This is a genomic window from Microbulbifer flavimaris, from assembly GCF_001641755.2.
In the GTDB taxonomy this organism is placed as follows: domain Bacteria; phylum Pseudomonadota; class Gammaproteobacteria; order Pseudomonadales; family Cellvibrionaceae; genus Microbulbifer; species Microbulbifer flavimaris.
This window is the reverse complement of the sequence record NZ_LRFG02000003.1, coordinates 38,669-63,889: the sequence shown is the minus strand read 5'-3', so window position 1 is coordinate 63,889 and position 25,221 is coordinate 38,669. Positions and strand designations below refer to the sequence as shown.

Below are 25,221 nucleotides of genomic sequence, written 5' to 3'. Positions count from 1 at the left end.
CTTGCCCGGGGTACCTGTCAGTGTTTGCAGGATGTTTGGGGGAATTAGAAAAATGAACGAACTGCATGTGCTCACAACTGGCGAGGCAGCACGGTACTGCGGCGTGAACTTCCGCACTGTGATTCGCTGGATTGAGCGAGGGCAGCTCAAGGCCTACAAATTGCCCGGCCGCGGGGACCATCGTATCTGTGTCGAGGACTTCGTGGGATTTCTGCGGGATAACGCCATGCCAGTGCCCAGCGAGTTGGCCGTTGCCAGCCGCAAGGTGCTGTTACTGACTTCAGATCCTGCGATTGCCGGCGCCGGCCGCCAGGCGCTGCAACAGTCTGGTTGCGAGGTGGACGTGGCAGGGGACAGTTTCATTGCTGGCACCCTGATGGCGGCTTGCAAGCCAGCAATGCTATTGATCGACGGCAACATGAGTCAGCTGAACAGTTTCCAGATTCTGGATCACCTGCGCTCACGCAGCGAATTTGCCAATGTGCATGCGCTGGTTGTGGCTCCCAGCGGTGATCAGGAGCAGCAACGCTGGTTGGAAGCTGGCGCAGATGCGGTGGTGACCTCTCCGGTAGACCGCAACGAGCTGGTGGCGAAGGTCAAGCTGCTGCTCGAGATCTGAGTTAAGGGCAGTTTCGGCTTTCCCGGGGCGATTCAGACTGTCGCTCCGGTCCTCTGGTGCCGTTCACCGGCGCCCATTTTTCTGTTCATGCCGCTGCTCAATGCCGCTCAGATCGGTTTTGGCACCAGCATTGGTTCCTCATCGTGGTCCAGGCGATCACGTCCCCGCTCCGGGCAGTGGTAACTGGCGGTGATTTCATCCTCATGCAGGCTGTGCAGGTGCACATCGAATCCCCACAGGCGGTGCAGATGCCGCATCACCTCGGAACTATCCTTGCCCAGGGGGCGACGGCGATACTGGGTGTGGTGAAGGGTCAGTGAGCGATCGCCGCGGGTATCCACCGAGTAAACCTGAATGTTGGGCTCGCGGTTGCCTAGGTTATATTGCCCGGCAAGGTCCGCCCGCAGCTGCCGATAACCATCCTCGTCGTGAATAGCGCTGACGACGATTTCATTCTCCCGATCATTGTCACTGATGCAGAACAGTTTCATGTCCCGCATCACCTTCGGTGACAGGAACTGAAGGATAAAGCTCTCATCCTTGAAGTCCCGCATGGCGAACTGCAGGGTTTCCTTCCAATTGCTGCCGGCGATATCCGGGAACCAGGCGCGATCCTCTTCCGTCGGTTCCTCACAGATACGCCGCAGGTCGCTGAAAATGCTGAAGCCCAGGGTGTAGGGGTTGATACCATTGAAATAGGGGCTATCAAAAGGCGGCTGGTAAATGACGTTGGTGTGACTCTGCAGGAACTCCATCATGAAGCCCTCGGTCACGCGCCCGCGGCGATAAAGCTCCGACAGCAGGGTGTAATGCCAGAAGGTGGCCCAGCCCTCGTTCATCACCTGGGTCTGCCGCTGTGGATAAAAGTACTGTGCCAGTTTGCGCACGATACGTACCAGCTCCCGCTGCCAGTTCTCCAGTAGTGGCGCATTCTTCTCAATAAAGTAGAGGATGTTTTCCTGGGGCTCGTCGGGGAAGCGGTGAATCGACTTTTCCTCGCGGCCTGCACCCATCTTGGGAATAGTGCGCCAAAGGTCATTGAGCTGCCGCTGTCGATATTCCTCCCGCTCTTTCTGACGGCGCTCTTCCTCGACGGCTGAAATTGGGTAGGGGCGCTTGTAGCGGTCGACGCCGTAATTCATCAGCGCATGGCAGGAGTCCAGGATTGCCTCGACCTCCTCCAGTCCGTGGCGCTCCTCGCACTTGGCGATATAGTTTTTGGCAAAGATCAGATAGTCGATGATGCTGCTGGCATCGGTCCAGCTGCGGAAGAGATAATTGCCCTTGAAGAAGGAATTGTGGCCATAGGAAGCGTGGGCAATCACCAGGGCCTGCATCGTCATGGTGTTTTCTTCCATGAGGTAGGCAATGCAGGGGTTGGAGTTGATCACGATTTCATAGGCGAGTCCCATCAGGCCGCGCTGGTAACTGTTCTCGACACTGATGAATTGCTTGCCAAAGGACCAGTGGTTGTAGCCGACAGGCATACCCACCGAGGAATAGGCATCCATCATCTGCTCGGAGCTGATGATCTCTATCTGGTTGGGATAGGTGTCGAGACCAAACTCTTCCGCCAGTTCGCCGATGGCCTGGTCGTATTCCTGGATTAGTTCAAACGTCCACTCAGAGGTAGTGGAGATGGGGCCCTCTGATTTTGCATCCGGTGCTGTGGGAAATTTATCGAGCATTACGCGGCCACCTTCTGACTGAACAGTTGACGGAATACCGGATAAATATCCTGCAAGTCGACGATCTGCTCCATGGCGAAGTGCTCGGGGAACAGGGCACGGACACTCTCGTACTCCTCCCACAATGCCTGGTGATCCCTGGGGGTGATCTCTACATAAGAGAAATACTGGACATGGGGCATGATGTCGTCGATCAGGATCTTGTGACAGGTGCTGGAGTCGTCATTCCAGTTGTCGCCATCCGATGCCTGCGCGCCATAAATGTTCCACTCGCTTGCAGGATAGCGCTCCTGCATGATGCGGCGCATCAGCTTCAGGGCACTGGAAACGATGGTGCCCCCGGTCTCGCGGGAGTAAAAAAACTCCTCCTCGTCCACTTCCTTTGCACTGGTGTGGTGGCGGATGAAGACCACTTCGGTGTGTTCATAACTCCGCTGTAGAAACAGGTACAGCAGCAGGAAAAAGCGCTTGGCCATGTCCTTGGTGGCCTGGTTCATGGAACCGGAGACATCCATAAGGCAGAACATGACCGCTTTTGACCGGGGCTTGGGTTGTTTAACCAGCAGGTTGTACTTCAGGTCAAAGTCGTCGAGGAAGGGTACCCGCTCGATACGCTCACGGAGGTCGACGATACTCTTTTTCAGGGCCTCGAGCTTTCGCTGGTCACGGAGGGCTGTGTCTTTTTGCTCTTCCCTCTCTAGTTCGGTCTCAAGTTCCCGCAGGTTGCGCCGCTTGCTGCTGGTCAGTGCGATGCGGCGGGCATTGGCCGCGCGCAGTGAGCGCACCACATTGATCCGGCCCGGTGTGCCCTCGTTGCTGATGCCGGCTCGTACCATCTTGAAGGATTCATTGCCCGCCAGGCGCCGCTTGATCATATTCGGTAGCTGCAAGCCCTCGAACATGAAGTCGAGGAACTCTTCCTGCGAAATCTGGAAGACAAAATCGTCCACCCCCTCGCCACTGTCGCTGGCGCCACCTCCACCGCCGCCACCACCCTGCTGGCCCTGGCGTGGAATTCGGTCACCGGAGACGAATTCGCGGTTGCCCGGCAGAACCCGCTCGACGTGGCCTCCGGGCCCATGGGAGAAGATCGGCTCGTTGAGATCTCGTGTGGGAATGCTGATCCGCTCGCCTTTGTCCATGTCGGTGATAGAGCGGTTGGTCATGGCCTCGCCGACGGCCTTTTTGATGTGGGCTTTATAGCGCCTGAGAAAACGCTGGCGATTGACCGTGCTTTTCTTTTTGCCATTTAACCGGCGGTCGATGATGTAGCTCATGTTACTGCCTCTGACCAGTGCGTGGCAGCGGTAGCTGGCGCTGCCCCGGTGTGCAGGAGCATCTCAACCCGTGGGATGGATGTGACTGCACTCGGGTATGACTCGGCCAGCACCGCCGGGCGCTCTTCGGCGCCCCGCGAGTACTGCTGGGTTACTGCGACTTGCGGACCCGCAGATACCATTCCGAGAGCAGCCGCACCTGCTTCTCGGTATAGCCCCGCTCGACCATACGCGCGACGAAGTCGGCGTGTTTCTTCTTGTCTTCTGCAGAGGCCTTGGTGTTGAACGAGATAACCGGGAGAAGGTCCTCGGTATTGGAAAACATCTTCTTCTCGATCACTGCACGCAGCTTCTCGTAAGAGCGCCAATCCGGGTTCTTGCCCTGGTTGTTGGCACGGGCGCGCAGCACAAAGTTGACGATCTCGTTGCGGAAGTCCTTCGGGTTGGAGATGCCTGCCGGTTTCTCGGTCTTCTCGAGTTCCTCGTTCAGGGCGCCCCGATCCAGAATCTCGCCGGTCTCGGGATCGCGGTACTCCTGGTCCTGGATCCAGAAATCGGCATAGGTCACATAGCGGTCAAACAGGTTTTGTCCATACTCTGCGTAGGACTCGAGGTAGGCCGTCTGGATCTCTTTGCCGATGAACTCGACGTAGCGTGGCGCCAGGTATTCCTTGATAAAGCCGAGATAGCGCTCCTGCTGCTCTGGCGGGAATTGTTCCTGCTCTATTTGCTGCTCCAGCACATACAGCAGGTGCACCGGGTTGGCAGCCACTTCTGTTGCATCGAAGTTGAAGACCTTGGACAGGATCTTGAAGGCAAAGCGGGTGGAGAGGCCGTTCATGCCCTCGTCAACACCAGCGTTGTCACGGTATTCCTGAATGGTTTTTGCCTTCGGGTCGGTATCTTTCAGGTTTTCGCCGTCGTAGATCCGCATTTTGGAGAAGACGCTGGAGTTTTCCGGGTCCTTGATTCGGGACAGAACGGAGAATTGCGCCAACATGCGCAGCGTATCCGGCGCGCAGGGGGCCTTGGAAAGCGAGCTGTGTTCCAGCAGCTTCTTGTAGATCCTGATTTCTTCCTGCACTCGAACGCAGTAGGGCACCTTGACGATATAGATCCGGTCAAGGAACGCTTCATTGTTGCGGTTGTTGCGGAAGGTCTGCCATTCTGACTCGTTAGAGTGGGCGAGAATAATGCCATTGTAGGGAATGGAGCCCAGTCCTTCGGTGCTGTTGTAGTTGCCCTCCTGCGTCGCGGTGAGCAGTGGGTGCAAAACCTTGATGGGCGCCTTGAACATCTCGACGAACTCCATCAGCCCTTGGTTGGCACGACAGAGGCTGCCAGAGAAGCTGTAGGCATCCGGGTCGTTCTGGGGGAAGTCCTCCAGCTTGCGAATATCGATCTTGCCTACCAAGGACGAGATGTCCTGGTTGTTTTCGTCACCGGGTTCGGTTTTGGAAATCGCAATCTGATCGAGGATTGATGGCCGGATCTTCACAACACGGAACTGACTGATATCACCACGGAATTCATGCAATCGCTTGACCGCCCAGGGTGACATGATGGTGTTCACGTAGCGCCGGGCAATCCCGTAGTCTTCCTCAAGGATCTGCCCATCTTCGTCAGGGGAAAAGAGGCTCAGGGGTGACTCGAATACCGGGGAGCCCTTGATGGCATAGATGGGAATCTTCTCCATCAGGGCCTTGAGGCGTTCGGCCAGAGAGGATTTACCGCCACCAACTGGCCCCAGCAGATAGAGGATCTGCTTCTTCTCTTCAAGTCCCTGGGCGGCGTGGCGGAAGAAGGAGACGATTTGCTCGATGGCCTCTTCCATGCCGTAGAACTCACTGAAGGCAGCGTAGCGCTTGATCACCTTGTTGGAAAAGATGCGCGACAGCCGCGGATCGCGGGATGTGTCCACCAGTTCCGGCTCGCCGATGGCCATCAGCATGCGCTCCGCCGGTGAGGCGTAGGCGCTGCGGTCGTTTTTGCACAGCTCCAGATATTCCTGGATGCTGAGCTCTTCATCCTGAATGGCTTCGTACCGTTCCAGGTAGTGGTTGAAAATCGTCATCGTGCACAACTCCCTTTGGCGTGTCGGACAGCTCTTCCAGCCAGTCGCACCAGAATCATGCAAGCTGGGTATCGCAGAGGCTCTCGCCTGTGTGAACAACTGACCCGTGCGGCTGACGAAGCGGGCGCGACCTGATCGGCAGGTTTCGCGGTAACTGAAAGGCGCTTTTGCGCTGAACTCTATCTTTATTACCTGTGGGACACTCGGTGTGTCGCCAAACGAGAAACTGTAAAATTTCCCTTGCATAATGAGGATAGCTTTCCCTTCGCACTGCGGGAGGCGCAGCCGCCAACATAGGTTGAATTGGGCGGCAGTTTTACGGTCTACTTGCGCCCCTGAGAAACAGAAACGATTTGGAGATTCGCGCCATGGCGATCCTGGTCACCGGCGGTGCCGGCTACATCGGCAGTCATACCTGTGTGGAGCTGCTCTCGGCGGGCTGGGAACCGGTGGTGGTGGATAATCTCTCCAACAGCAGCCCGGAATCCCTGCATCGTGTCGAGGCGATCACCGGCAAGTCCGTCCCCCTCTATACCGCTGATATTCGCGACGCCGCTGCACTGCGGGAGATTTTTAGCCGCCACAGTATTGAGGCAGTGATTCATTTTGCTGGTCTGAAGGCTGTCGGTGAATCAGTTGCCCAACCTTTGCGTTATTACCAGAACAATGTTGCGGGAACGCTGACGCTCTGTGAGGTGATGGAGGAGTTTGGTGTCAACCAGTTTGTATTCAGTTCGTCCGCTACGGTCTACGGTGATCCGGCGATAGTGCCGGTTCCCGAGGATTGTCCCACTGCCCCCGAAAGCCCTTACGGCGCCAGCAAGCTGATGGTGGAAAACATCCTGCGGGATGTCTGTGCCGCGCCGGACAGTCAGTGGAAAGTAAGCCTTCTACGCTATTTCAACCCGATTGGTGCCCATGAAACTGGTCGTATCGGGGAGGATCCCAGTGGTATCCCCAACAATCTCCTGCCCTATGTGGCCCAGGTAGCGGTCGGTCGCTTGCCACTCCTGCAGGTGTTCGGTGATGACTACGATACCGTCGATGGAACCGGCGTTCGCGACTACATCCACGTGGTAGATCTGGCCCGCGGCCATTTGGCTGCACTGGAAAAATTGCGCGGTGCGGAAACGGTGGCGGGGTGTTACACCTATAACCTGGGAACAGGGAAGGGAAGCTCGGTCCTCGAGGTGGTCAAAGCCTTTGAGCAGGCAAGTGCGAGAGAAATTCCAATAAAAATGGCGCCTCGCCGTGATGGCGATGTGGCCGAGTACTATGCCAACCCGGCACTGGCTGAGCAGGAGCTTGGCTGGCGGGCGGAATATGACCTGCTGCGGATGGCAGAAGATACCTGGCGCTGGCAGTCGCAGAACCCCAACGGCTACCGCGACTAAAGTTACTGACGGCTTTCCTTTAAAATCTAACATCGCAGCATGAGTCCGCTCTCGGTTGTCTCGAGGTGCATCCCGATCGAGCGGTACTCCCGGTTCAACGTCTTTTGCAGCCACGCCGTATCAGCGGCCGTCGCTCGGCACAGCCGCAGTTTGTGGGACTCGAACGGAATCAGTTCCACTCCCCGAACCTCACCGCTTTCCCGATCCAGATCCACAGAATAAAGAATCCTCAACTCGGGGCGAAAAGCATCGTGTCCCGAGATGCCCTCGTAGTCGTTAATCAGGTCTCCACAGCCATAGAAAATCGGCCGCTGCCGATAAATCTCGATGCCCTTCGGATGGTGTGAAGAGTGGCCGCAGACCAGGTCAACGCCGGCGTCCACCAGCCGGTGGGCGAAATCCCGCTGTTCCTCGGGTACCTGGTATCCCCAGTTTCCTCCCCAGTGAATCGACACCATTAGCAGCTCGCCGACCCGGCGGTGTTTCACTATTTCCCGTACCAATGTATCGGCACACTGTGGTGATAGGTCCGGTAGCAGGTTGATGCCGGGACGATCGTCGCCCGCACCCCAATCCCCCGGTACGCCGCTGCTGGGATGGCCGCAGGCAAAGACAAGTATCCTGGAGTCGCCAGCGGTAATAATGGCCGGCGCAGAGGCTTCCGGTAAATCACCGCCGGCGCCAGCCTGAGCAAGTCCTACTGAACGCAGGCTCAACAGCGTCTCCTTCAGTCCTCCATAGCCCCAATCGAGTACATGGTTATTTGCCAGGGTGCATACGTCGATTTTTGCCGCCGTCAGGCAGGGCATGTTGTCAGGGTGCATGCGATAGTTGATGCCCTTGCCACGGCAGTAATCATCGCAGCCGGTCACGGCAGTTTCCAGATTAATGATTCGAGCAGCGGGGGACCGGTTGTCCATCTCCGTTAGCGCATCGCCCCAGGGATATGAGAATGGAATGTCTTCGGGCAGGCGGCCGCTCTGCGTCTCAGCAAGGCGCACATAGTCCACACTCGAGTGCAGGTAGCCCTCGTAAATTTGCGAATCACCGGGATGCGGAAGTATCTGGTCAATCCCCCGGCCGGTCATGACATCGCCAGAGATAATTAGTCGAAAAGATTTACATAGTTTCATGCTGTGCAAGTGTAGAAGTAAAACTCGAATTTAACTTCAGGTTTTGTAATGACTTGTAATTAAAAACCTCTTGCTTCGTAGTCCTGAAATCATTTGAATCTGTTGTCACCAAATGCCAAGTGAGAGAATGTGCGGTGACAGAGTTGTTTCGAAAGCAGGTTGTTGACCGGCAGGCCGATAGATTGCACGGAGAGATTCTCCTGCTGCCAAGGCTTTCTCACGTAATCCTATTGAGCCTGCTGTTACTGTGGGTGTTAATCACAATCATCTGGTTGATCAATAGTAGTTATGCACGCAAAGAAACTGTTTTTGGATGGCTAGAGCCTGCAACTGGTGTGCTGCGCGTTTATGCCAACAACCCCGGGATTGTTCAAAAGGTTTTGGTTAGTGAGGGAGAGCAGGTAGTCAAAGGCCAACCTTTGTTTGCCGTGAATGGTGATCGTGTGCTTGCCGACGGTAAGAATCTTGAATCACTGCTGATCGCGGAGTATGAAAGCCAGCATAATTTACTCAATGAGCAGTTGGAGCGTAGCGAACGCATACATCAACAAAATTTACAGAACATCGAGCGGCAGATCGACTTGGCCGAGGCTGATCTGCAGCTTGTTAGGAGCCAAGTGAAAACCCAACGGCACCGTTACGATTTGGTCGCGGCGCAAGCGGCGCGTTACAGGCATCTCAAGCATTCAGGGCATATATCATCAGCAGAACTAGACGCAGTATTAGCTCAGGAGCTGGAGCTGCAGGCAGAGCTTCAAAGCCTGAAGCGTAACCAACTTAATCTTCGCAATAAGATTCAGCAGTTAATAACCCGGCGCAGCGTATTACCTGAAGAGCATGCCAATAATGCTGCCCGGCTAACTGCCCGCCTTTCTGACCTCGCCCAGAAGATGGCACAACTTCATGGACAGCGTGCTTATATCATAAAAGCACCCGGACCTGGGGTTGTAAATAACTTGCAGGCAAGGGAGGGCCGGAATGTTAAGAGTGGTGTCCCGATGCTCTCCCTGGTCCCCAAGGACCACGCACTGACCGCACAATTGTTGGTTCCTGTTAGGGCAGCCGGTCTAATGGAGCCAGGTCAGCCCCTGAGTATCCGGTACGATGCCTTTCCCTACCAGAAATTTGGTCTTTACAGCGGTTCCATATCAGCAATCTCCGATACGGTCTTGTTACCAGAGGAGCTGCTTAATGTGCCTGTATCTGCACGCGAACCAGTGTTCAGGGTGTCAGCCACTCTTACGCAACCCTCAGTTAGAGGGTATGGGAAGCAGTTGACTTTGAAGCCAGGGATGACACTTTCGGCAGATATACTCCTAGCTGAGCGTAGTCTCTTGCAGTGGCTGCTAGAACCCATCTATAGCCTCAAGGGGCAACTGTGATGGAAGCTGCGGCACATCAGTTCACCGCTAGATCTCGGCCGGAGAATCTACTTCACTTCTCTGTCGGCCGCAGGCTTCCCGTGATTTTACAGACAGAGGCTGCAGAGTGTGGTCTTGTCTGCCTGGCAATGATCGCCGGTTATCACGGTTTCGAGACTGATCTGGCTGGGCTTCGCCGTCGTTTCAGCATTTCCAGCCACGGCATTAACCTCAAAACACTCATGGATATGGCGGGGCGTTTGCAGCTAGCAGGTCGTGCCCTCCGTCTGGAGATGGAGCATCTGGGCGAATTACAGCTGCCTTGTATCTTGCACTGGGGCATGAATCATTTCGTTGTATTGAAATCGGTCCAGCCCAGGCGTCTCAGGATTCATGATCCCGCTGTTGGTGAGCGTGTTCTAGACAGCGAAGAGTTCGCGCAGCACTTCACCGGCGTGGCTCTGGAGCTGACACCAACAAAGAATTTTACAACTGGAGAAGACCGCCAGAGACTGACGCTTGGCCATTTCTGGTCAAGCGTTACCGGCCTGAAGAGAAGCCTGACCCAAATCCTTTTATTGTCGCTCTTATTGCAGCTATTTGCTGTCGTTACGCCGTTCTATATGCAGACGGTTATTGACGACGTTATTTTGCGTGGTGATACCAGTTTATTGCTTGTGCTCGCGCTGGGATTTGGGTTGTTACTTGTGATTCAAGCAGGCACCAGTGCGCTGCGTCAGTGGGTTATCCTGCATTTGTCTACCCGGCTAAATATGCAAATGGCCGCCAACCTCTTTCGACATCTGATCCGATTGCCTATGAATTATTTCTCAACACGGCATATGGGCGATGTGGTATCCCGTTTTGGGTCCTTGAATCAGGTCCGTGAACTTATGACCACTGGCATGGTAGCGGCACTGGTAGACGGCATTATGGCAGTTATCACTCTTGCCGTTATGTTTTTCTATGATGTGGAGCTCACCCTGATTGTTTTGCTGGTGGTGATGATTTATGCAGTGCTGCGATTGTTGCTATTTCGTCCATTGCGGTTGCTGACGGAAGAGAAGATCGTTGCTCAGGCGAAGCATGATTCACACTTTATGGAATCTATCCGTGCCGTTCAAACAGTCAAGCTGTTTCAGCGTGAGAATGATCGGCAGGGTCAGTGGCATAACCGCCTGGCAGAAACCATGAATAAAGATATTCGTATCACGCGATGGAATATTGGCTACGACACTGCCAATCGACTGTTGTTTGGCCTGGAGAATCTGCTGGTGATTTATTTTGCTGCCACGGCAGTGATGGCCAACCTGTTTACAGTCGGTATGCTCTACGCATTCGTCAGCTATAAAACGCGCTTTGTCGAATCTATGGACGCGCTAATCGCCAAATGGATCGAGATCAAGATGCTTGGTCTGCACCTCGATCGCCTGTCAGATATCGTCTTTACAAAAATGGAAAATCCGGATGACGGGTATCCATTGGGTGATAGTACTGCTGAGACTGTTCAGCCGCTGATTGGGCATATTGAGGTCCGAAATTTAGGGTTCCGCTACGGTGAAGCAGAGCCTCCAGTATTCAAGAATCTGAATTTTTCCATTGAAGCGGGCGAGACAGTAGCCATTGTTGGTCCCAGCGGGTGCGGCAAAACGACACTACTCAAATGTCTGATGGGGCTGCTAGAGCCGACTGAAGGTGAAATTCTGGTTGATGGTAAACCTCTGCACCAATTGTCGGGGTACCGGTGTCAAATTGCCGGCGTCATGCAGGACGATCAGCTGATGGCCGGGACGATCGCAGACAATATCACTTGTTTCGAGCCGCAGCCCGATCTTCAGCGTATCACGCATTGCGCCAAGCTGGCCTGCATACATGACGAGATCCTCACCATGCCCATGCAGTACAACACACTGGTGGGTGATATGGGTGCCAGCCTCAGTGGCGGGCAAAAGCAAAGAATCGTGTTGGCCCGTGCGCTCTACCGCATGCCGCGCATACTGTTCATGGATGAAGCAACCAGTCACCTGGATGTGGCGAACGAGTCTTTGGTCAATGACCATATAAGCCGGCTTGCCATCACCCGGGTATTGGTGGCTCATAGGCCTGAGACGGCCGAATCTGCAGGGAGGCAGATAGATCTAACCGAATGATTTCGGTTCAATCAACTGAAAGGAGAAAAAAATGCAAGAACTTAATCTGAATGAGATTGAATCCGTAAATGGCGGGTTTTATCAGTATGTAGCTTCCTTTGTAGTCGGCTTAGCGGGATCATACGCTTATGATGCTGTTGGAGGAAAATCTGGTATTGACTCTTTCCTGAGTGATTTCTCATCCGCAAACTCCGATTCAAGTTTGTACACGGCAGGGCAGACTTGGGCCCGTTGATAATTTGAGGATTGGAGGCAAGGGCCTGCTTCGGGCAGGCCCTTGGCGAAAATGACATGATTAGATACTTATCCATTATTTTCGTATTACTCCTGTCATATATATTGATGGGATATTTTGATGCTTATCGTGCTGAATATCAGTCTAATAAAGGGATGGGCGGGCTGATTGCGGGGTCATTTCCGAACGCCCTTTCAGTGATACTAGGGTGTCTATTGATTATTTTGGCTTTTGGTGCCGAAAAGTTCCCCCAAAATGTATCTTTGTATACTCTCGGTTTGATTTGTTATGAAGTTCTGCAGATTTATTCTTCTTCTCAGACGTTTGATGAGTGGGACGTGTTGATTACCTTGGTTTTTTACGTCGGTGCTTTATTTTTTTACTTTGCTATCACTCGGCTTTCTAGGGAAGTCAGCAATCAAAGTGAGCGATGACATGTATGAATTAATTAAAGACCTCTTTTTGCTTTTGTCTTGTCACTTCCTATGGTGAGCAATCCGCGCAGAAAAATTTCTCATCGCTGAGCCGCATCGCAGTCAGGTAGCCTCCCCACACACAGCCGGTATCCAGGGCGTAGACGTTGGGAGTATCGGCACGGCCTTCCAATGCCGCCCAATGGCCAAAAATGATCTTATCTTTTCGGGTTTTCCGCTCGGGGTGACTGAACCAGGGAAGGTAGCCATTGTGCTCGGCCTCTGGGCCGCGTTTGGTGACCAGGTCCAGGGTGCCGTCTTCCTTGCAGAAGCGCATGCGGGTGAAGTAGTTGGTAATTGAGCGCAGCCGCTCGATACCCAGCAGATGGTCACTCCAGCAATGGGGCTCGTTGCCGTACATACCGTAAAAATACGCTTTGGCCATGGCATCGTCCGCCAGTGCCCGGTGTACTTCGCGGGAGAGTTCCACAGCCTTGGTGATGCTCCAGATGGGCGGGATGCCCGCGTGGACCATGGTATAGCTTTTCTTGTGTACCACCAGGGGCAGGCCCTGCAGCCATTCGAGCAATTTGTCCGCGTCTTTGGCGCGAAGAATTTTTGCCAAATCATGCTCTTTATCGGTCAGGCGTTTGGCACCGTGGGCGAGGGCGAGCAGGTGCAGGTCATGATTGCCCAGCACGGCAGTGACCTGGCTGCGGTGTTCGTAAAGGAAGCGCAGCGTGCTGAGACTGTCGTGTCCCCGATGGACCATGTCCCCGGCCAGCCAGAGCTTGTCCCGGTCCGGGCGGAAATGGACTTTGTCGAGCAGGCGCATGAAGGGCTCAAAGCAGCCCTGAATGTCCCCGATGGCGTAAGTGGCCAAGATGCTCCTCGCGCTTTCTCTTCTAACCGATTAGTCAATCCAGTGTGGATAGATAGTTTGCCAGTTCCACAAATTCTTTCACGCTCAGCGTCTCCGGGCGGCGGCCCGCATCTACCGGCAGCGCAGATATGTCCAGTTCCGGATACAGGGGTTTGATCGCATTGCGCAGCGTCTTGCGACGCTGCTGGAAGGCCACGTTCACCAAGCGTTCCAGTAGATCTTCATCCTGCGCAGGGTGTGGTGGAGTGGCGTGGGGAACCAGGCGAACAATTGCCGAATCCACCTTCGGTGCCGGACGGAAGGACTGCGGTGGCACCGGAAACAGGCCCTGTACCCGACAGTGATACTGGACCATGACACTGAGGCGACCATAGGACTTGTTGCCGGGTACGGCGCTCAGTCGGTCCACCACTTCTTTCTGCAGCATAAAATGCATGTCGCGGATCTTGCCGCGGAAGCTCAGAAGGTGGAACAGCAGGGGTGTGGAGATGTTGTAAGGCAGGTTGCCCACGATGCGCAGTTGCTCATCGCCGGCGAGATTGCCAAAGTCGTACTTCAGGGCATCCTGCTCGATGATGCTGAACTCCGGGTAGTCACGGAACTTGAATTCCAGCAGCGGGATCAGGTCGCGGTCCAGTTCCACGGCGGTGAGGGACGGGCAGCGTTGTAATAGCAGCGCGGTGATGGCGCCCTGGCCCGGGCCGATCTCCACCAGGCGATCATCCTCTTTGGGCGCGATGGCGCGGACGATCCGCTCGATAATATTTTCATCGACCAGAAAATTCTGGCCGAAGCGCTTGCGCGCCTTGTGCTGGAAAAAATGATCCATAGGGAATTCTGTCAGTCTCTGGTGCAGTATCGCGGTTCGACTAGAGAGAGCGCAGCTCTGCCAGCTGCACCGCCTGAGCCAGTGCGGTGCGGAGGCTGCCGCAGTCGGCCTCGTTCTGGCCCGCGATGTTGAGCGCGGTGCCGTGATCCACCGAGGTGCGGATAAAGGGCAGCCCGAGGGTGATGTTCACCGCATGGCCGAACCCCTTGAATTTTAACACCGGCAGGCCCTGGTCATGGTACATGGCCAGTACCGCGTCACAGCGCGCCAGTTGCGGCGGAGTGAAAAGCGTGTCGGCGGGGAGCGGGCCGAGCAGGTGCACGCCCAGGGCTCGCAGCTTGTCCAGGGCCGGCTCGATTACCTCAATCTCCTCCTTGCCCAGGTGTCCGCCCTCCCCGGCGTGGGGATTGAGCCCACAGACGCCGATACGCGGTTCGCTAATGCGGAACTGGTCGCGGAGGCTGCGGTGCAGGACAAGAATGGTCTGCTCCAGCCGTTCGGGGGTGATTGCCGCGCTGACATCCTTCAATGGCAGGTGTGTGGTCACCAGTGCGACGCGCAACTCTTCCGCTGCCAGCATCATGACCACCCGTTCAACGCCGGCCTCCTCGGCAAACAGCTCGGTGTGCCCACTGAAAGGAATGCCCGCCTCATTGATGACACCCTTGTGGACTGGCCCGGTCACCAGAGCATCAAAGCGCCGCTGCAGGCAGTCGCGGGCGGCGTTGCGCAGCGTCTCCACCACAAACGGGGCATTGGCCCGGTTGAGGCGACCCGGGGTGGCGGGCTCTGCCAGCTTGAACGGCCGCACGTAAAGGCTGCCGTCCGGGGTGTCGGCGGGCGGGCTATCTGGATCGAATGGGATCAGGTTGAGGGGAAGGCCCATCCGCTCAGCGGCGTCCGCGAGCAGATCGGGGTCGGACAGGGCGATGATTTGCACCGGCCCCTGGTGGCCGTTGGCCCGGGAACTGGCGAGCCTGACCGCCAGTTCCGGGCCAATCCCGGCGGGCTCGCCGGGCGTGAAGGCAATGCGGGGGATCATTGCTCGGTGTTGTCTGCGCTGTCGCTACCGTCTTTCAGGTCCGGAAGTTTGATATCCACATAGGCCTGGTCGCGGATTTCACGGCGCCAGTTCTGCAGCTCCTCCTCGTAGCGACGGTTGCGCAGCAGGTTGGCCGCCTGGTTGCGGATGTACTGTTCGGTCATGTCCTGGTTGCGACGACCGTCAACCCGCAGGATATGCCAGCCGAACTGGGACTTGAACGGCATGCTGGTCTCCCCCACCGGAGTATTGTTCATGGCCTGGGTGAATTCCGGCACGAACTGGCCGGGCATGGACCAGCCCAGGTCCCCCCCGGCGAGCATGGTGCCGATATCCTCGGAGTTCTCGCGCGCCAGTTCGTCAAAGGAGGCGCCATCCTCCAGTTGCTTGCGCAGGTCGATCAGCAGGTTGTAAGCGGCGTCATCATCGCGAATGGCGGAAGTCTTCACCAGGATGTGGCGAACCTTGGTCTGTTCCACCACCTGCTCGTTGGAACCGCGCTGGGCGTGGATCTTGAGCAGGTGGAAGCCGGCATCACTGCGGAAGGGATCGGTAACGTCGTCAACGCCAAGTCCCTGCAGTGCGTCGGAGAACAGGGTGGGCAGCTCGACAGTCTTGCGCCAGCCCAGGTCACCGCCGGACAGGGCGTTCTGGCCGGCGGAGTTGGCGATGGCCAGCTGGCGGAAATCGGCGCCATCGCGCACTTGCTGGGCGAGCTGCTGGGCTTTTTCGCGGGCCTTGGTGACCTCGTCGGCGGGGGCGCTGGAGTTGACCGGGATCAGGATATGGCCAAGCTCAAACTGGGGCGACTTCCAGAATTCGCCCTCTTTGGAGCGCAGGAAGTTGTCGATGTCCTGGTCGGTAATCTGGATGCGGCGGTTCACACTGCCCTGTTCCACCCGACGAATCAGCAGTTCATTGCGGATCTGCTGGCGGAACGATTTCATCGACATACCATCAGCGGCCAGGCGCTCGCGGAACTGTTCCGGGCTGGCGCCGGTATTCTGCATTACCCGGGCGATGGCCTGGTCAAGCTCGGCGTCGGACACAGTGACGCCCGCCCGGGAAGCCATCTGCAGCTGCAGGCGCTCGATGATCAGCTGCTCCAGAACCTGTCGGCGCAGGACATCGATCGGTGGTGCCTGTACGTTCTGTGACTGGATCTGCGCCGTAATGGTGTCGAGGCGCTGCTGCAGCTCACTGGCCATCACCACGTCGTCATCCACCACGGCGACGACGCGATCGAGTTTCTGCACCTGGGCCAGCGCCGGGGCGGCCACGACGGCACAGAGGGCCAGCGCGGGCAGCAGGGCCCGCTTGAGAGCGAATGCGGTCATTATTTTCATCACTGTTTCAGTTGTTCTCTCTGTTCGAAATTGGGGATGCCCTGGCTGAGCATCCGGGTCACCGTGGTGCCAAGACTGGCGAGCCCCTTGAGCTGGAACTCTATGTAAATACCCTCATCAAACTCAAGCTCTTCCGGGGAAACCACGTCTGCCAGGTCATTGTCCAGAGTACGGCGCCAGGCCAATCGCACCATATAACAGCAGCTGTCATATTCGACGCCGGCCACGTACTCCAGTTCCCGATCGAAGGTGATATCGTAATTGGCGCGCGCCAGTATCGCCGTAGTCGGGGATACTGGCAGTACCATGGAGGCATCCACCTGCTCGATGGAGCCGCGGATCAGGTCGCCGTCGATATCCAGCACCTCGTCGCGACGCAGATAGCGATAGCCCAGGTTGAACAGGCGGAAGTCATCGTCAAGGTAGCGCAGGCTGAAGTTGCCGCGGTTGAGGTCTCCCTCGTCATCATCGTAAATCAGCTCGCTGCTGATCCGCATCGACTGAATCGGACGGCTCTCCAGGCGCGCCGCGAACTCGGAGCGGGGAGCGTCCTCAACAATACCGCGCAGAGTGGTCTCGCGGTCCTCGAGATAGAAGATCTGCCCGCCGCTGAGGGCAAACAGGTCGCGGCCGCTGACCGGATCAAGGATGCGGGTGGTCAGGCCCAGGGCCACCCGGTCCGCATCATCGATGCGGTCGTTGCCGGTGAAGCGGCTGTCGCGGAACAGCTGGTCATAACTGAAGGTAAACAGTGACGTGTCAAACAGCAGGTCGTTGCCGCCGTCCGCAGGGCTGGTGCTGACGTCGATAAAGTCGCTCTGGTCGGCCTTTGAGCTCACCAGGGTGAAAAACCGCGGCTCCAGGGTCTGCACCAGGTTATAACCAAACGCACTGGCGTCCCGCTCAAAAAAGAGTCCGCTGTCCAGGGTAAACTGCCCGGCCGAGGCCTCGGGGGAGTCGCTGGCTTCCGGGTTCAGGAACTGCTCATCGACCTGGTAACCCAGGTAGCGGCCGGCAATGCCCGGGGTGAAATACCCCCACAGCCACTGCTTATCCCACTCCAGTTCATAATCGAGGCGCACGCGGTCGGCGTTGACGAAATTGCGGCTGAGCTCGGTGACACTGTCCGGATCGCCGACATCGGCAATAAAGCGGATGGTCTGTTCGTCGTCGTGGTCCCAGCGGGTGATCTCGTGTTCCAGGCCCAGAGCCCAGTCGCCCCAGCGGTAGTTGCCGTCGATATCCAGTCGCGGCAGCTGGCGATAGGTATCGAAGCGGTCCTTGACCAGCTGCTGGTAGTCCTGCGCGCGCAGGGTTGCGGTCCAGTTCTCATTGAACAGGCTGGCTTCGGCGCGCTGGTTCAGGCTTGTCTCCGCGGCGACACTGAGATTGGCGGTGTCCAGATCGCGAAAATAGTCCGGGTCGCTGACCTTGGCATAGTCGACATTGGTGCGCCAGAAAGTGCCCGCTGTGCCCTGTTGTTCAAAATTGATCAGCCAGCGGTCCTCACCCTTGGCCGGCAGTACCAGATCTTCGGGGAAGCCCTGGCGAATCAGATCCTCCGCATCCTCGTCGTCACCGCCCTTGTCGTCGGGCAGGCCGGCTGCGCGCAGTTCGGTGTTGAACAGCTGGCTCAGGTGGCGCACTTCCACTTCGGCACCGGTACCGCGGTACTGGATATAGCGCGGTACGATGGTGGCGTCCATTTGCGGAGCGATGTTCCAGTAATAGGGAACAGCGACGTCCCAGCCATTCTCGTCACTGTTGCTGATGCTGGGGAATAACAGTCCGGACAGGCGGTCTGTGCCCACGGGGAAGCGCAGGTAGGGGAAATAGAACAGCGGCACGTCCAGAATCTCCAGGCGTACATTGCGCGCCACACCCTGCCGCTCCACGTTATCGATGTGGATTTCCCCGCCGCGCATCTGCCAGACAACGTTGCCCGGCTCGCAGCGGGTGTAATTGCCATCGGTGAGTATCAGCTCGCCGCTGGCCTCCCGGGAGGCGAAGCTGGCGCTGCCGTGCACGAACTCATTGTGAATGACGTAGGTCGCATCTTCGATCTGCGCCGCCTGACTATCGGTCTGTATCTCTGCCGAACGGCCGCGTACCAGCAGGCTCGGCTCGCGCATTTCGATGGCTCCGCGCAGCGTGGCAGTGCTTTCGTTGCGATTCACGTCCACCTGATCGGCAAACAGCTGGCGATAACCCTGAGTGACATGCACATTGCCCCGCAGCCGCGCGGTGCCGTCGTCCAGCCATTCGGAGGAATCTGCGGTCGCGCGCAGGGGAGCCATCTCCGGTGTCAGGTCCGCATCCCGGTAATCCCGCGGCGGAGCTACAAAAGCCCCGCTGCACGCAGTCGCCTGAGCCGGCTGCATATGTGGCGGCAGCTGCCAGGCGGGCAGCCAGTCGAGATAGATGTAGGGGTTGTAGTCGAGCGCGGCTTCTTCCGCCTGCTGTGGAGGCGTCAGGTCCGCCTGCCCCTCCTGCGGATCGGCAGTTTCCGCCCACAGGGGGCCCGCGACGGCAAAGCCGACTGCACCGAGGGTGCCGAGGCCCAGCCTGCGCGGGCGGGAAATCTGCGCAATCGCCATGGCCAGGCGTTGCCAGCGGGGGAAATCCAGCATCGGGTGATTGGTTCCGACTTTCGTTTGTGTTTCTTCCTGAGGGGGGGAGCGCCGTCTACCTATTGCTAACCAGAGGTGCGCCAAAATCAGCCCGGGATTCTACTTGAATGTAGACACCGTTAACACTGTGCGGAGTGCCGGGGCCCATGGACCCCAGAACTGAGCGAGTAAGGCTAAACTGAAAGGCCGGCCGTTGTGCACGGATGGGTAGTCGTGGCCAATGGACGGAGGGGAGGAATGGCGCGTTTGCTATGCTGCGCAACTTCCCGGTCTCTTCGGTGGTCCAACACGGCAGTAGACGCGCCGGCTACGGATATGGCGAAATGGGGGCTTTTGCTGGACGGGGTGTTATGCCCCGTTACAATGCGGCCCGGAACAGTTGGAGTAGCAGTGGCTCATGAGTGAGCGTTCGACAGATGCAGTGGATCAGCGGCGCGATGCGTTGCGCGGCTGGGCCGGGCGCGCTCTGGAGGCCGGCGACAGCCTGACGCTGCAGCCTCTGGCCGGCGATGCCGGCTTTCGCCGATATTTCCGCACCCTCACGGTACCGAGCCTGATTGCGGTGGATTCCCCGCCAGAGCGCACCAATCCCGCCCGTTTTGTGGCCGTCGCCGATTACCTCCGTCGTCATGGCATTCACACGCCGATGGTCACCCAGGCCGACGTCGAGCACGGTTTTATGTTGCTCGAGGATCTGGGCGACTGCCAGTTGCTCAGCGAGCTGGATGAAGACAGCGTGGAAGGGCTTTACGGCGAGGTCATGAACGAGCTGCTCTGCCTGCAGCAGATTCCCCCTTGCGGTGATCTGTTTCCTCAGTACAGCCGCGAGCTACTGTTGACCGAGATGCGTATCCTGCCGGAATGGCTCGCCGGGCAGATGCTCGGCTACTCCCTGAGTGACGAGGAGGCCGCGCTGCTGGAGCGAACGTTCGCCCTGCTGCTGGATAACGCTGCCGAGCAGCCGCAGGTTTTGGTGCACAGGGACTACCACAGCCGCAACCTGATGCTGCGGGATGGCGAACGGCCCGGAGTGGTGGACTTCCAGGATGCGGTCTGGGGGCCGGTGACCTATGACCTGGTTTCCCTGTTGAGAGACTGCTATATCCGCTGGCCTCGGGAACAGGTGGAGCGCTGGGCGCTCTGCTACGCCACCACCGCCGAGTCCGCGGGCATCCTCTCCTCACTGGACGAAAAGACATTTCTGCGCTGGTTCGACTGGATGGGCCTGCAGCGCCATATCAAGGTGCTGGGGCTCTTCCCGCGCCTGTGGTTGAGGGATCGCAAGCCGGGCTACCTGCCGGACTTGCCCCTGGTGATCCGCTATACCCTGGAGGTGGCTGCACGCTACCCCGAGATGGCGCCCTTCGCGGACTGGTTCCGTGAGGCTTTACTGCCGTTGATCGAGCGGCAGAGCTGGTACCGGGATTACCGTACTGCGGGAGAACCGGGCGCTTCACTGCAAAGAATGCCTCAATGACCGCAACAGACAAGACACAGATTCCCACGGCGATGGTGCTGGCGGCCGGCTTCGGCAAGCGCATGCGACCACTCACCGACCAGACGCCAAAGCCGCTGCTGCAGGTAGCGGGCAAGCCCCTGATCGAGCATGCCCTGGAGCGGCTCGTGGCAATCGGGGTGCGCCGGGTAGTGATCAACCTGGGGCACCTGGGAGAGAAGATTCGCGCGCGGCTGGGCAGCGGTGAGCGCTGGGGGCTGGATATCCAGTATTCCGTCGAAGTGGAGCCGCTTGAAACTGCCGGCGGCATCATCAAGGCGTTGCCACTGCTGGGGAGTGAGCCGTTTCTGGTGGTCAATGGCGATGTCTGGTGCGATTTCGATCTCTCCAGCTGGCTCCAGAAGCCGCTTCCCGAGGCTTGCCCGGGGCGACTGCTGATGGTGCCGAACCCGCCCCATAACCCCGAGGGGGATTTTGGTATCGACGGCGGTCTGCTGTCCGGCACCACCAAACCCCGCTATACATTTTCCGGTATCAGCTGGCTGCGACCGGAGATGCTGACTGACTACCCCAAGATGCGCCCCTGTTTCGGCCTCGGTGAGATTTTCGTCTACAACGAGGGCCGGCTTCAGGCGGAGCTGTTTGAGGGCGATTGGTGCGACGTTGGCACCCCCGAACGCTTGCAGCGGCTCGATGCACGCCTGCGCGGCAGCGTCGCCTGACGCAGCCCCTTTCCGGTACACTCCCGCTTTCACGCCCACAGTACCGGGCCAAACGCACTGGGAAGACTGCACATGACAGATTTCAAGATTGCCCCCTCGATTCTCTCCGCTGATTTCGCCCGCCTGGGTGAGGAGGTGGACGCGGTGCTGGAAGCCGGCGCTGACTGGGTGCATTTCGATGTGATGGACAATCACTACGTCCCCAACCTGACCATCGGCCCGATGGTCTGTCAGGCCCTGCGCAAACACGGCGTCGAGGCCCCGATCGACGTGCACCTGATGGTGGAGCCGGTGGACGACATGATCCGCATGTTCGCCGATGCCGGCGCCACCTATATCACCTTCCACCCGGAAGCTTCCCGCCACGTGGATCGTTCCCTGCAGCTGATCCAAAGCCTCGGCTGCAAGGCGGGTTTGGTGCTCAACCCGGCAACAGGATTGGATTCCGTCCGCTATGTAGTGGACAAGCTGGACATGTTGCTGCTGATGTCCGTCAATCCCGGCTTTGGAGGGCAGAAGTTTATCCCGGCAACGCTGTGCAAGTTGCGCGAAGCGCGCAAACTGATCGACGACTCCGGACTGGATATCCGTCTCGAGATCGACGGTGGTGTGACCCGGGACAATATTGCCGAGATTGCCGCTGCCGGTGCCGATACCTTTGTTGCCGGCTCCGCCATCTTTAATGCGGATGACTACGCAGAAGCGATCACCGCCATGCGTTCGGCGCTGAAAAATTAGTTTTTTGTCCTATGCCATGCCGGTGACAGGCCGGCGCTTGTCCACCCGGGGCTGGCTTTGTAAACTTGGCGGCTCGTAAAACGAGGCAGTCCCGTGAATCCACTCGTCCCCCACATCAGCAGCTGGCGATGGCGCCACTGACCCGCTGAGGCCCGCACAAGCGTAGCGAGCCCCTTTCCCTGTGGGCGGAGCCTGTTGCAGCCGCCCGAGTTGCCGATACCCCAGGTAATTACTTCGGTAAAACCAGCAGAGCACCCGGAGTCGCCATGACACCCAGCGAATACAGCCAATTTGCGTCCGCGGGATACAACCGTATTCCCCTGGTACGCCGTGTGCTGGCAGATATTGAAACCCCTCTCTCCACCTATCTGAAACTGGCCGCGGGCCGTCACAGCTACCTGCTGGAATCCGTGCAGGGCGGTGAGAAGTGGGGTCGTTACTCCATCATCGGCCTGCCAGCCCGCACACTGCTCAAAGTCCACGGCCATCAGGTGACAGTGGAGACCGATGGCCAGGTGACGGAGCAGCATGAGAGTCCGGACCCGCTGGCTTTTGTCGAGGCTTTCCAGCAGCGCTACCGGGTGCCGGAGATCGAGGGACTGCCACGGTTCAATGGCGGACTGGTGGGCTATTTTGGCTACGACTGCGTGCGCTACATCGAGCCGCGACTTGCTGAGACGGCGCCGCCGGATACCCTCGGCAACCCGGATATCCTGTTGATGGTCAGCGACGAGCTGGTGGTGTTCGACAACCTGGCCGGCGCGGTGATTTTCATCGTTCACGCAAACCCGCAGCAGGAAGGGGATTTCGAGCGCGCCCAGCAGCGGCTTGACGGACTGGTCGAGAAGCTGGCGCAGCCGCTGCCGGATACGGTGCCGCTGGATCTGGACGGCGCCGGCCTGGACGAGGCCGCTTTCCAGTCCCATTTCGGCGAGAGCGACTTCAAGCGCGGCGTCGACAAGGTCAAGGAGTACATCCTTGCCGGTGATGTGATGCAGGTGGTGCCCTCGCAGCGGCTGTCCGCGCCATTCTCCGCACCTCCGCTGAATCTGTATCGGGCCCTGCGCAGTCTCAATCCCTCTCCCTATATGTATTTCCTCGATCTTGGCGACCATCAGGTGGTGGGCTCCAGCCCGGAAATTCTCGTGCACCTGGAAGAGGGCGATATGACCGTGCGTCCGCTGGCCGGTACCCGCCGACGCGGCGCTACCGAGGCGGAGGACGAGGCGCTGGAGCAGGAGCTGCTCGCCGATCCCAAGGAGATTGCCGAACACCTGATGCTGATCGATTTGGGCCGCAACGATGTGGGTCGTGTGGCTGAGACCGGGAGTGTGAAGGTCACCGAGCAGATGGTGGTTGAGCGTTACTCCCACGTCATGCATATCACTTCCAATGTCACCGGCCGTCTGCAGGCGGGACTGAGCGGTATCGATGCCCTGCGCGCGGCACTGCCGGCAGGCACCCTGTCAGGTGCCCCCAAAATCCGCGCGATGGAGATCATCGACGAATTGGAGCCCGAGAAGCGGGGAATCTATGGCGGCGCCGTGGGCTACCTGGCCTGGAACGGCAACATGGATACGGCCATTGCCATCCGCACAGCGGTGATCAAGGGCGGCCGTGTCTTTATCCAGGCCGGCGCTGGCCTGGTGGCAGACTCAGATCCCCAGGCGGAGTGGGATGAGACTATGAACAAGGCCCGCGCCCTTTTCCGGGCCACGGCGATGGCGACGGCGGGCAGCACCAGAAATGGCCAGGTTGAGGTAGAGCATCATGAGTGAAGTGTCGGCGCGACCCCCGTTGCCGGTGGCTGAAGTCTGTCGGCGGATTGTTGCGGCACCCCTGTTTAACCAGGTCATTATCGGGCTGATCATTTTGAACGGCGTCGCCGTGGGCCTGGAGACATCGGCCTGGATTACCGAGCGTTTCGGGTCAATGCTGCACGGCATCAACCAGCTGATTCTCGCCGCCTTTGTGGTCGAAGCACTGGTGAAGATGGCGGCGCACGGCAACCGCCCCTGGCGCTACTTCGCCAGCGGCTGGAATTGCTTCGACTTTTCCATTATCGCCCTGAGCCTGATTCCCGCTGCGGGACCACTGGCCACACTGGCGCGACTCGTGCGGGTACTGCGGGTATTGCGCCTGGTCTCCGCTTTCCCGGAGCTGCGCCTGCTGGTGGATACGCTGCTGCGAAGCCTGCCCAGCATGTTCCACATTGCGCTGCTGATGGGGATCATCTTTTATATATACGGTGTCGCTGGATATTTTCTCTTCCATGAGATCGACCCGACGCACTGGCGAAGCCTGCCCATCGCCCTGCTGAGCCTGTTCCGGATTGTCACCTTTGAGGACTGGACAGACATCATGTACACCGCCATGGAGGCCATGCCCTGGGCCTGGGTGTACTTTGTCAGCTTTGTGGTCATGGGGGCCTTCGTGATGATCAACCTGTTTATCGGGGTGGTCCTGAACAACCTGGAGGAGGCCAAGCTGCGCCGGCTGGATGAGCTGCAGCTGCCGCCGAGCCAGACTGAAATTCTGCGCGAGTTGCGCGCCACGCAAGAGGCGCTGGCGCGCCTGCAGAAGCGTATGCAAGACGTACCGGCCCCATCGGCCGATAGAACACCCGGAGGATCCGCGCCATGATTCTGATGATCGATAACTACGATTCCTTTACCTGGAACGTGGTGCAGTACATGGCGGAACTGGGTGCGGATGTTGTGGTGAAGCGCAACGACGAGATCTCGGTGGCTGATATCGAGACGATGGCGCCGGAGAAGATCGTTATTTCCCCCGGACCCTGTACGCCCAATGAGGCCGGGATCTCACTCGACACCATCCGCCGTTATGCCGGGCAAACCCCGATACTCGGTATCTGTCTCGGCCACCAGAGCATCGGTCAGGTCTTCGGTGGCCGCGTCGTGCGCGCGGGCAAGGTGATGCATGGCAAGACATCTCCGATCGTGCACAACAACCTGGGGGTGTTTCACAACCTGTCGAATCCGTTCGAGGCCACCCGTTACCACTCTCTGGTAGTGGAGAAGGGCAGCCTGCCCGATTGCCTCGAGGTAACTGCCTGGACCGAGACCGAGGACGGTGAGATCGACGAAATTATGGGGCTGCGTCACCGCGAGCTGGCCGTGGAAGGGGTGCAGTTTCACCCCGAGTCCATCCTCACGCAGCACGGGCACGACATGCTGCGCAATTTCCTCGAGGCCTGATCAGGCCCTTGGT

21 protein-coding genes are annotated in these 25,221 nt (G+C 58.1%); 12 read left to right on the top strand and 9 right to left on the bottom strand.

From position 1 onward, the window contains the following. The first annotated feature begins 52 nt into the window (after positions 1-52). A complete protein-coding gene (locus AWR36_RS09460) occupies positions 53-619 on the top strand; it encodes a response regulator (RefSeq protein ID WP_067084174.1) in 567 nt (188 codons plus the stop codon). A 107-nt stretch (positions 620-726) separates the two neighbouring features. Here the strand turns inward: AWR36_RS09460 and AWR36_RS09455 are convergent, their stop codons facing one another. The 3 genes from AWR36_RS09455 to AWR36_RS09445 form a co-directional block, all read right to left on the bottom strand. Further along, on the bottom strand, positions 727-2,307 hold the full coding sequence (locus tag AWR36_RS09455; protein WP_067084173.1) for a SpoVR family protein: 1,581 nt from the start codon (positions 2,305-2,307) through the stop codon (positions 727-729). Next, a complete protein-coding gene (locus AWR36_RS09450; protein ID WP_067084172.1) occupies positions 2,307-3,584 on the bottom strand; it encodes a YeaH/YhbH family protein in 1,278 nt (425 codons plus the stop codon). The genes AWR36_RS09455 and AWR36_RS09450 overlap by 1 nt, the downstream gene beginning before the upstream one ends. Positions 3,585-3,735: 151 nt before the next feature. Then, entirely contained in the window at positions 3,736-5,658 is a 1,923-nt protein-coding gene (locus AWR36_RS09445) for a PrkA family serine protein kinase (protein ID WP_067084171.1), read from the bottom strand. Positions 5,659-6,026: 368 nt separating this feature from the next. On the opposite strand from AWR36_RS09445, the gene galE reads away from it, so the two are divergent. Further along, on the top strand, positions 6,027-7,052 hold the full coding sequence (gene galE, locus AWR36_RS09440) for a UDP-glucose 4-epimerase GalE (protein ID WP_067084950.1): 1,026 nt from the start codon (positions 6,027-6,029) through the stop codon (positions 7,050-7,052). A 26-nt stretch (positions 7,053-7,078) separates the two neighbouring features. Here galE and AWR36_RS09435 read toward each other — a convergent pair whose 3' ends face one another. Then, positions 7,079-8,185: a CapA family protein gene (locus AWR36_RS09435; protein WP_067084170.1), complete on the bottom strand. Its 1,107-nt coding sequence runs from the start codon at positions 8,183-8,185 to the stop codon at positions 7,079-7,081. Positions 8,186-8,319: 134 nt separating this feature from the next. On the opposite strand from AWR36_RS09435, the gene AWR36_RS09430 reads away from it, so the two are divergent. From AWR36_RS09430 to AWR36_RS09420, 4 genes are read left to right on the top strand one after another with little or no spacing between them, the layout of a single operon-like run. Beyond that, complete coding sequence (locus tag AWR36_RS09430) at positions 8,320-9,567, top strand: HlyD family secretion protein (protein WP_067084168.1); 1,248 nt, start codon at positions 8,320-8,322, stop codon at positions 9,565-9,567. Further along, positions 9,567-11,696 (top strand): peptidase domain-containing ABC transporter, encoded by a 2,130-nt coding sequence (locus tag AWR36_RS09425; RefSeq protein WP_067084166.1) that lies wholly within the window; start codon positions 9,567-9,569, stop codon positions 11,694-11,696. The genes AWR36_RS09430 and AWR36_RS09425 overlap by 1 nt, the downstream gene beginning before the upstream one ends. Positions 11,697-11,727: 31 nt before the next feature. Then, positions 11,728-11,931 (top strand): class IIb bacteriocin, lactobin A/cerein 7B family, encoded by a 204-nt coding sequence (locus tag AWR36_RS16120; RefSeq protein WP_141398508.1) that lies wholly within the window; start codon positions 11,728-11,730, stop codon positions 11,929-11,931. Between the two features lie 56 nt (positions 11,932-11,987). After that, positions 11,988-12,365 carry a hypothetical protein gene (locus AWR36_RS09420; protein ID WP_141398507.1) on the top strand — a complete coding sequence of 126 codons (378 nt, stop codon included), beginning with the start codon at positions 11,988-11,990 and terminating at the stop codon, positions 12,363-12,365. A gap of 49 nt (positions 12,366-12,414) precedes the next feature. On the opposite strand, the gene AWR36_RS09415 is transcribed toward AWR36_RS09420, so the two are convergent. The 5 genes from AWR36_RS09415 to AWR36_RS09395 are packed head-to-tail and all read right to left on the bottom strand — an operon-like array spanning position 12,415 to position 19,074. Further along, a complete protein-coding gene (locus tag AWR36_RS09415; RefSeq protein ID WP_067084162.1) occupies positions 12,415-13,227 on the bottom strand; it encodes a symmetrical bis(5'-nucleosyl)-tetraphosphatase in 813 nt (270 codons plus the stop codon). A 34-nt stretch (positions 13,228-13,261) separates the two neighbouring features. Beyond that, positions 13,262-14,056, bottom strand: a complete 795-nt coding sequence (gene rsmA, locus AWR36_RS09410; protein WP_067084161.1) for a 16S rRNA (adenine(1518)-N(6)/adenine(1519)-N(6))-dimethyltransferase RsmA — start codon at positions 14,054-14,056, stop codon at positions 13,262-13,264. Positions 14,057-14,096: 40 nt separating this feature from the next. Beyond that, a complete protein-coding gene (pdxA, locus tag AWR36_RS09405; protein ID WP_067084160.1) occupies positions 14,097-15,098 on the bottom strand; it encodes a 4-hydroxythreonine-4-phosphate dehydrogenase PdxA in 1,002 nt (333 codons plus the stop codon). After that, positions 15,095-16,435 (bottom strand): peptidylprolyl isomerase, encoded by a 1,341-nt coding sequence (locus AWR36_RS09400; RefSeq protein WP_082679560.1) that lies wholly within the window; start codon positions 16,433-16,435, stop codon positions 15,095-15,097. The genes pdxA and AWR36_RS09400 overlap by 4 nt, the downstream gene beginning before the upstream one ends. 8 nt (positions 16,436-16,443) lie before the next feature. Beyond that, the gene (locus tag AWR36_RS09395; protein ID WP_067084157.1) at positions 16,444-19,074 is read right to left on the bottom strand and encodes an LPS-assembly protein LptD; all 2,631 of its coding nucleotides are present in this window, start codon (positions 19,072-19,074) and stop codon (positions 16,444-16,446) included. 397 nt (positions 19,075-19,471) lie between these two features. Between AWR36_RS09395 and AWR36_RS09390 the strand changes: the two genes are divergently transcribed. From AWR36_RS09390 to AWR36_RS09365, 6 genes are all read left to right on the top strand, one after another. Continuing rightward, entirely contained in the window at positions 19,472-20,551 is a 1,080-nt protein-coding gene (locus AWR36_RS09390) for an aminoglycoside phosphotransferase family protein (protein ID WP_067084155.1), read from the top strand. Then, positions 20,548-21,252, top strand: coding sequence for an N-acetylmuramate alpha-1-phosphate uridylyltransferase MurU (gene murU, locus AWR36_RS09385; protein ID WP_231745296.1), 705 nt, complete (start codon positions 20,548-20,550; stop codon positions 21,250-21,252). The genes AWR36_RS09390 and murU overlap by 4 nt, the downstream gene beginning before the upstream one ends. A gap of 72 nt (positions 21,253-21,324) precedes the next feature. Further along, complete coding sequence (gene rpe, locus AWR36_RS09380) at positions 21,325-21,990, top strand: ribulose-phosphate 3-epimerase (protein WP_067084153.1); 666 nt, start codon at positions 21,325-21,327, stop codon at positions 21,988-21,990. 266 nt (positions 21,991-22,256) lie between these two features. Continuing rightward, complete coding sequence (trpE, locus tag AWR36_RS09375) at positions 22,257-23,768, top strand: anthranilate synthase component I (protein ID WP_067084151.1); 1,512 nt, start codon at positions 22,257-22,259, stop codon at positions 23,766-23,768. After that, on the top strand, positions 23,761-24,633 hold the full coding sequence (locus AWR36_RS09370; protein WP_067084149.1) for an ion transporter: 873 nt from the start codon (positions 23,761-23,763) through the stop codon (positions 24,631-24,633). Before trpE ends, AWR36_RS09370 begins: the two co-directional genes overlap by 8 nt. Further along, positions 24,630-25,208 carry an anthranilate synthase component II gene (locus AWR36_RS09365; RefSeq protein WP_067084148.1) on the top strand — a complete coding sequence of 193 codons (579 nt, stop codon included), beginning with the start codon at positions 24,630-24,632 and terminating at the stop codon, positions 25,206-25,208. The genes AWR36_RS09370 and AWR36_RS09365 overlap by 4 nt, the downstream gene beginning before the upstream one ends. The last annotated feature ends 13 nt before the right edge of the window (positions 25,209-25,221 follow it).

Coding starts and splice junctions, on each gene's coding strand:
- AWR36_RS09460 (WP_067084174.1), top strand. CDS start 53: ATGAACGAACTGCATGTGCTCACAACTGGCGAGGCAGCACGGTACTGC.
- AWR36_RS09455 (WP_067084173.1), bottom strand. CDS start 2,307: ATGCTCGATAAATTTCCCACAGCACCGGATGCAAAATCAGAGGGCCCC.
- AWR36_RS09450 (WP_067084172.1), bottom strand. CDS start 3,584: ATGAGCTACATCATCGACCGCCGGTTAAATGGCAAAAAGAAAAGCACG.
- AWR36_RS09445 (WP_067084171.1), bottom strand. CDS start 5,658: ATGACGATTTTCAACCACTACCTGGAACGGTACGAAGCCATTCAGGAT.
- galE (WP_067084950.1), top strand. CDS start 6,027: ATGGCGATCCTGGTCACCGGCGGTGCCGGCTACATCGGCAGTCATACC.
- AWR36_RS09435 (WP_067084170.1), bottom strand. CDS start 8,185: ATGAAACTATGTAAATCTTTTCGACTAATTATCTCTGGCGATGTCATG.
- AWR36_RS09425 (WP_067084166.1), top strand. CDS start 9,567: ATGGAAGCTGCGGCACATCAGTTCACCGCTAGATCTCGGCCGGAGAAT.
- AWR36_RS16120 (WP_141398508.1), top strand. CDS start 11,728: ATGCAAGAACTTAATCTGAATGAGATTGAATCCGTAAATGGCGGGTTT.
- AWR36_RS09420 (WP_141398507.1), top strand. CDS start 11,988: ATGATTAGATACTTATCCATTATTTTCGTATTACTCCTGTCATATATA.
- rsmA (WP_067084161.1), bottom strand. CDS start 14,056: ATGGATCATTTTTTCCAGCACAAGGCGCGCAAGCGCTTCGGCCAGAAT.
- pdxA (WP_067084160.1), bottom strand. CDS start 15,098: ATGATCCCCCGCATTGCCTTCACGCCCGGCGAGCCCGCCGGGATTGGC.
- AWR36_RS09400 (WP_082679560.1), bottom strand. CDS start 16,435: ATGACCGCATTCGCTCTCAAGCGGGCCCTGCTGCCCGCGCTGGCCCTC.
- AWR36_RS09395 (WP_067084157.1), bottom strand. CDS start 19,074: ATGCTGGATTTCCCCCGCTGGCAACGCCTGGCCATGGCGATTGCGCAG.
- AWR36_RS09390 (WP_067084155.1), top strand. CDS start 19,472: ATGAGTGAGCGTTCGACAGATGCAGTGGATCAGCGGCGCGATGCGTTG.
- murU (WP_231745296.1), top strand. CDS start 20,548: ATGACCGCAACAGACAAGACACAGATTCCCACGGCGATGGTGCTGGCG.
- rpe (WP_067084153.1), top strand. CDS start 21,325: ATGACAGATTTCAAGATTGCCCCCTCGATTCTCTCCGCTGATTTCGCC.
- trpE (WP_067084151.1), top strand. CDS start 22,257: ATGACACCCAGCGAATACAGCCAATTTGCGTCCGCGGGATACAACCGT.
- AWR36_RS09370 (WP_067084149.1), top strand. CDS start 23,761: ATGAGTGAAGTGTCGGCGCGACCCCCGTTGCCGGTGGCTGAAGTCTGT.
- AWR36_RS09365 (WP_067084148.1), top strand. CDS start 24,630: ATGATTCTGATGATCGATAACTACGATTCCTTTACCTGGAACGTGGTG.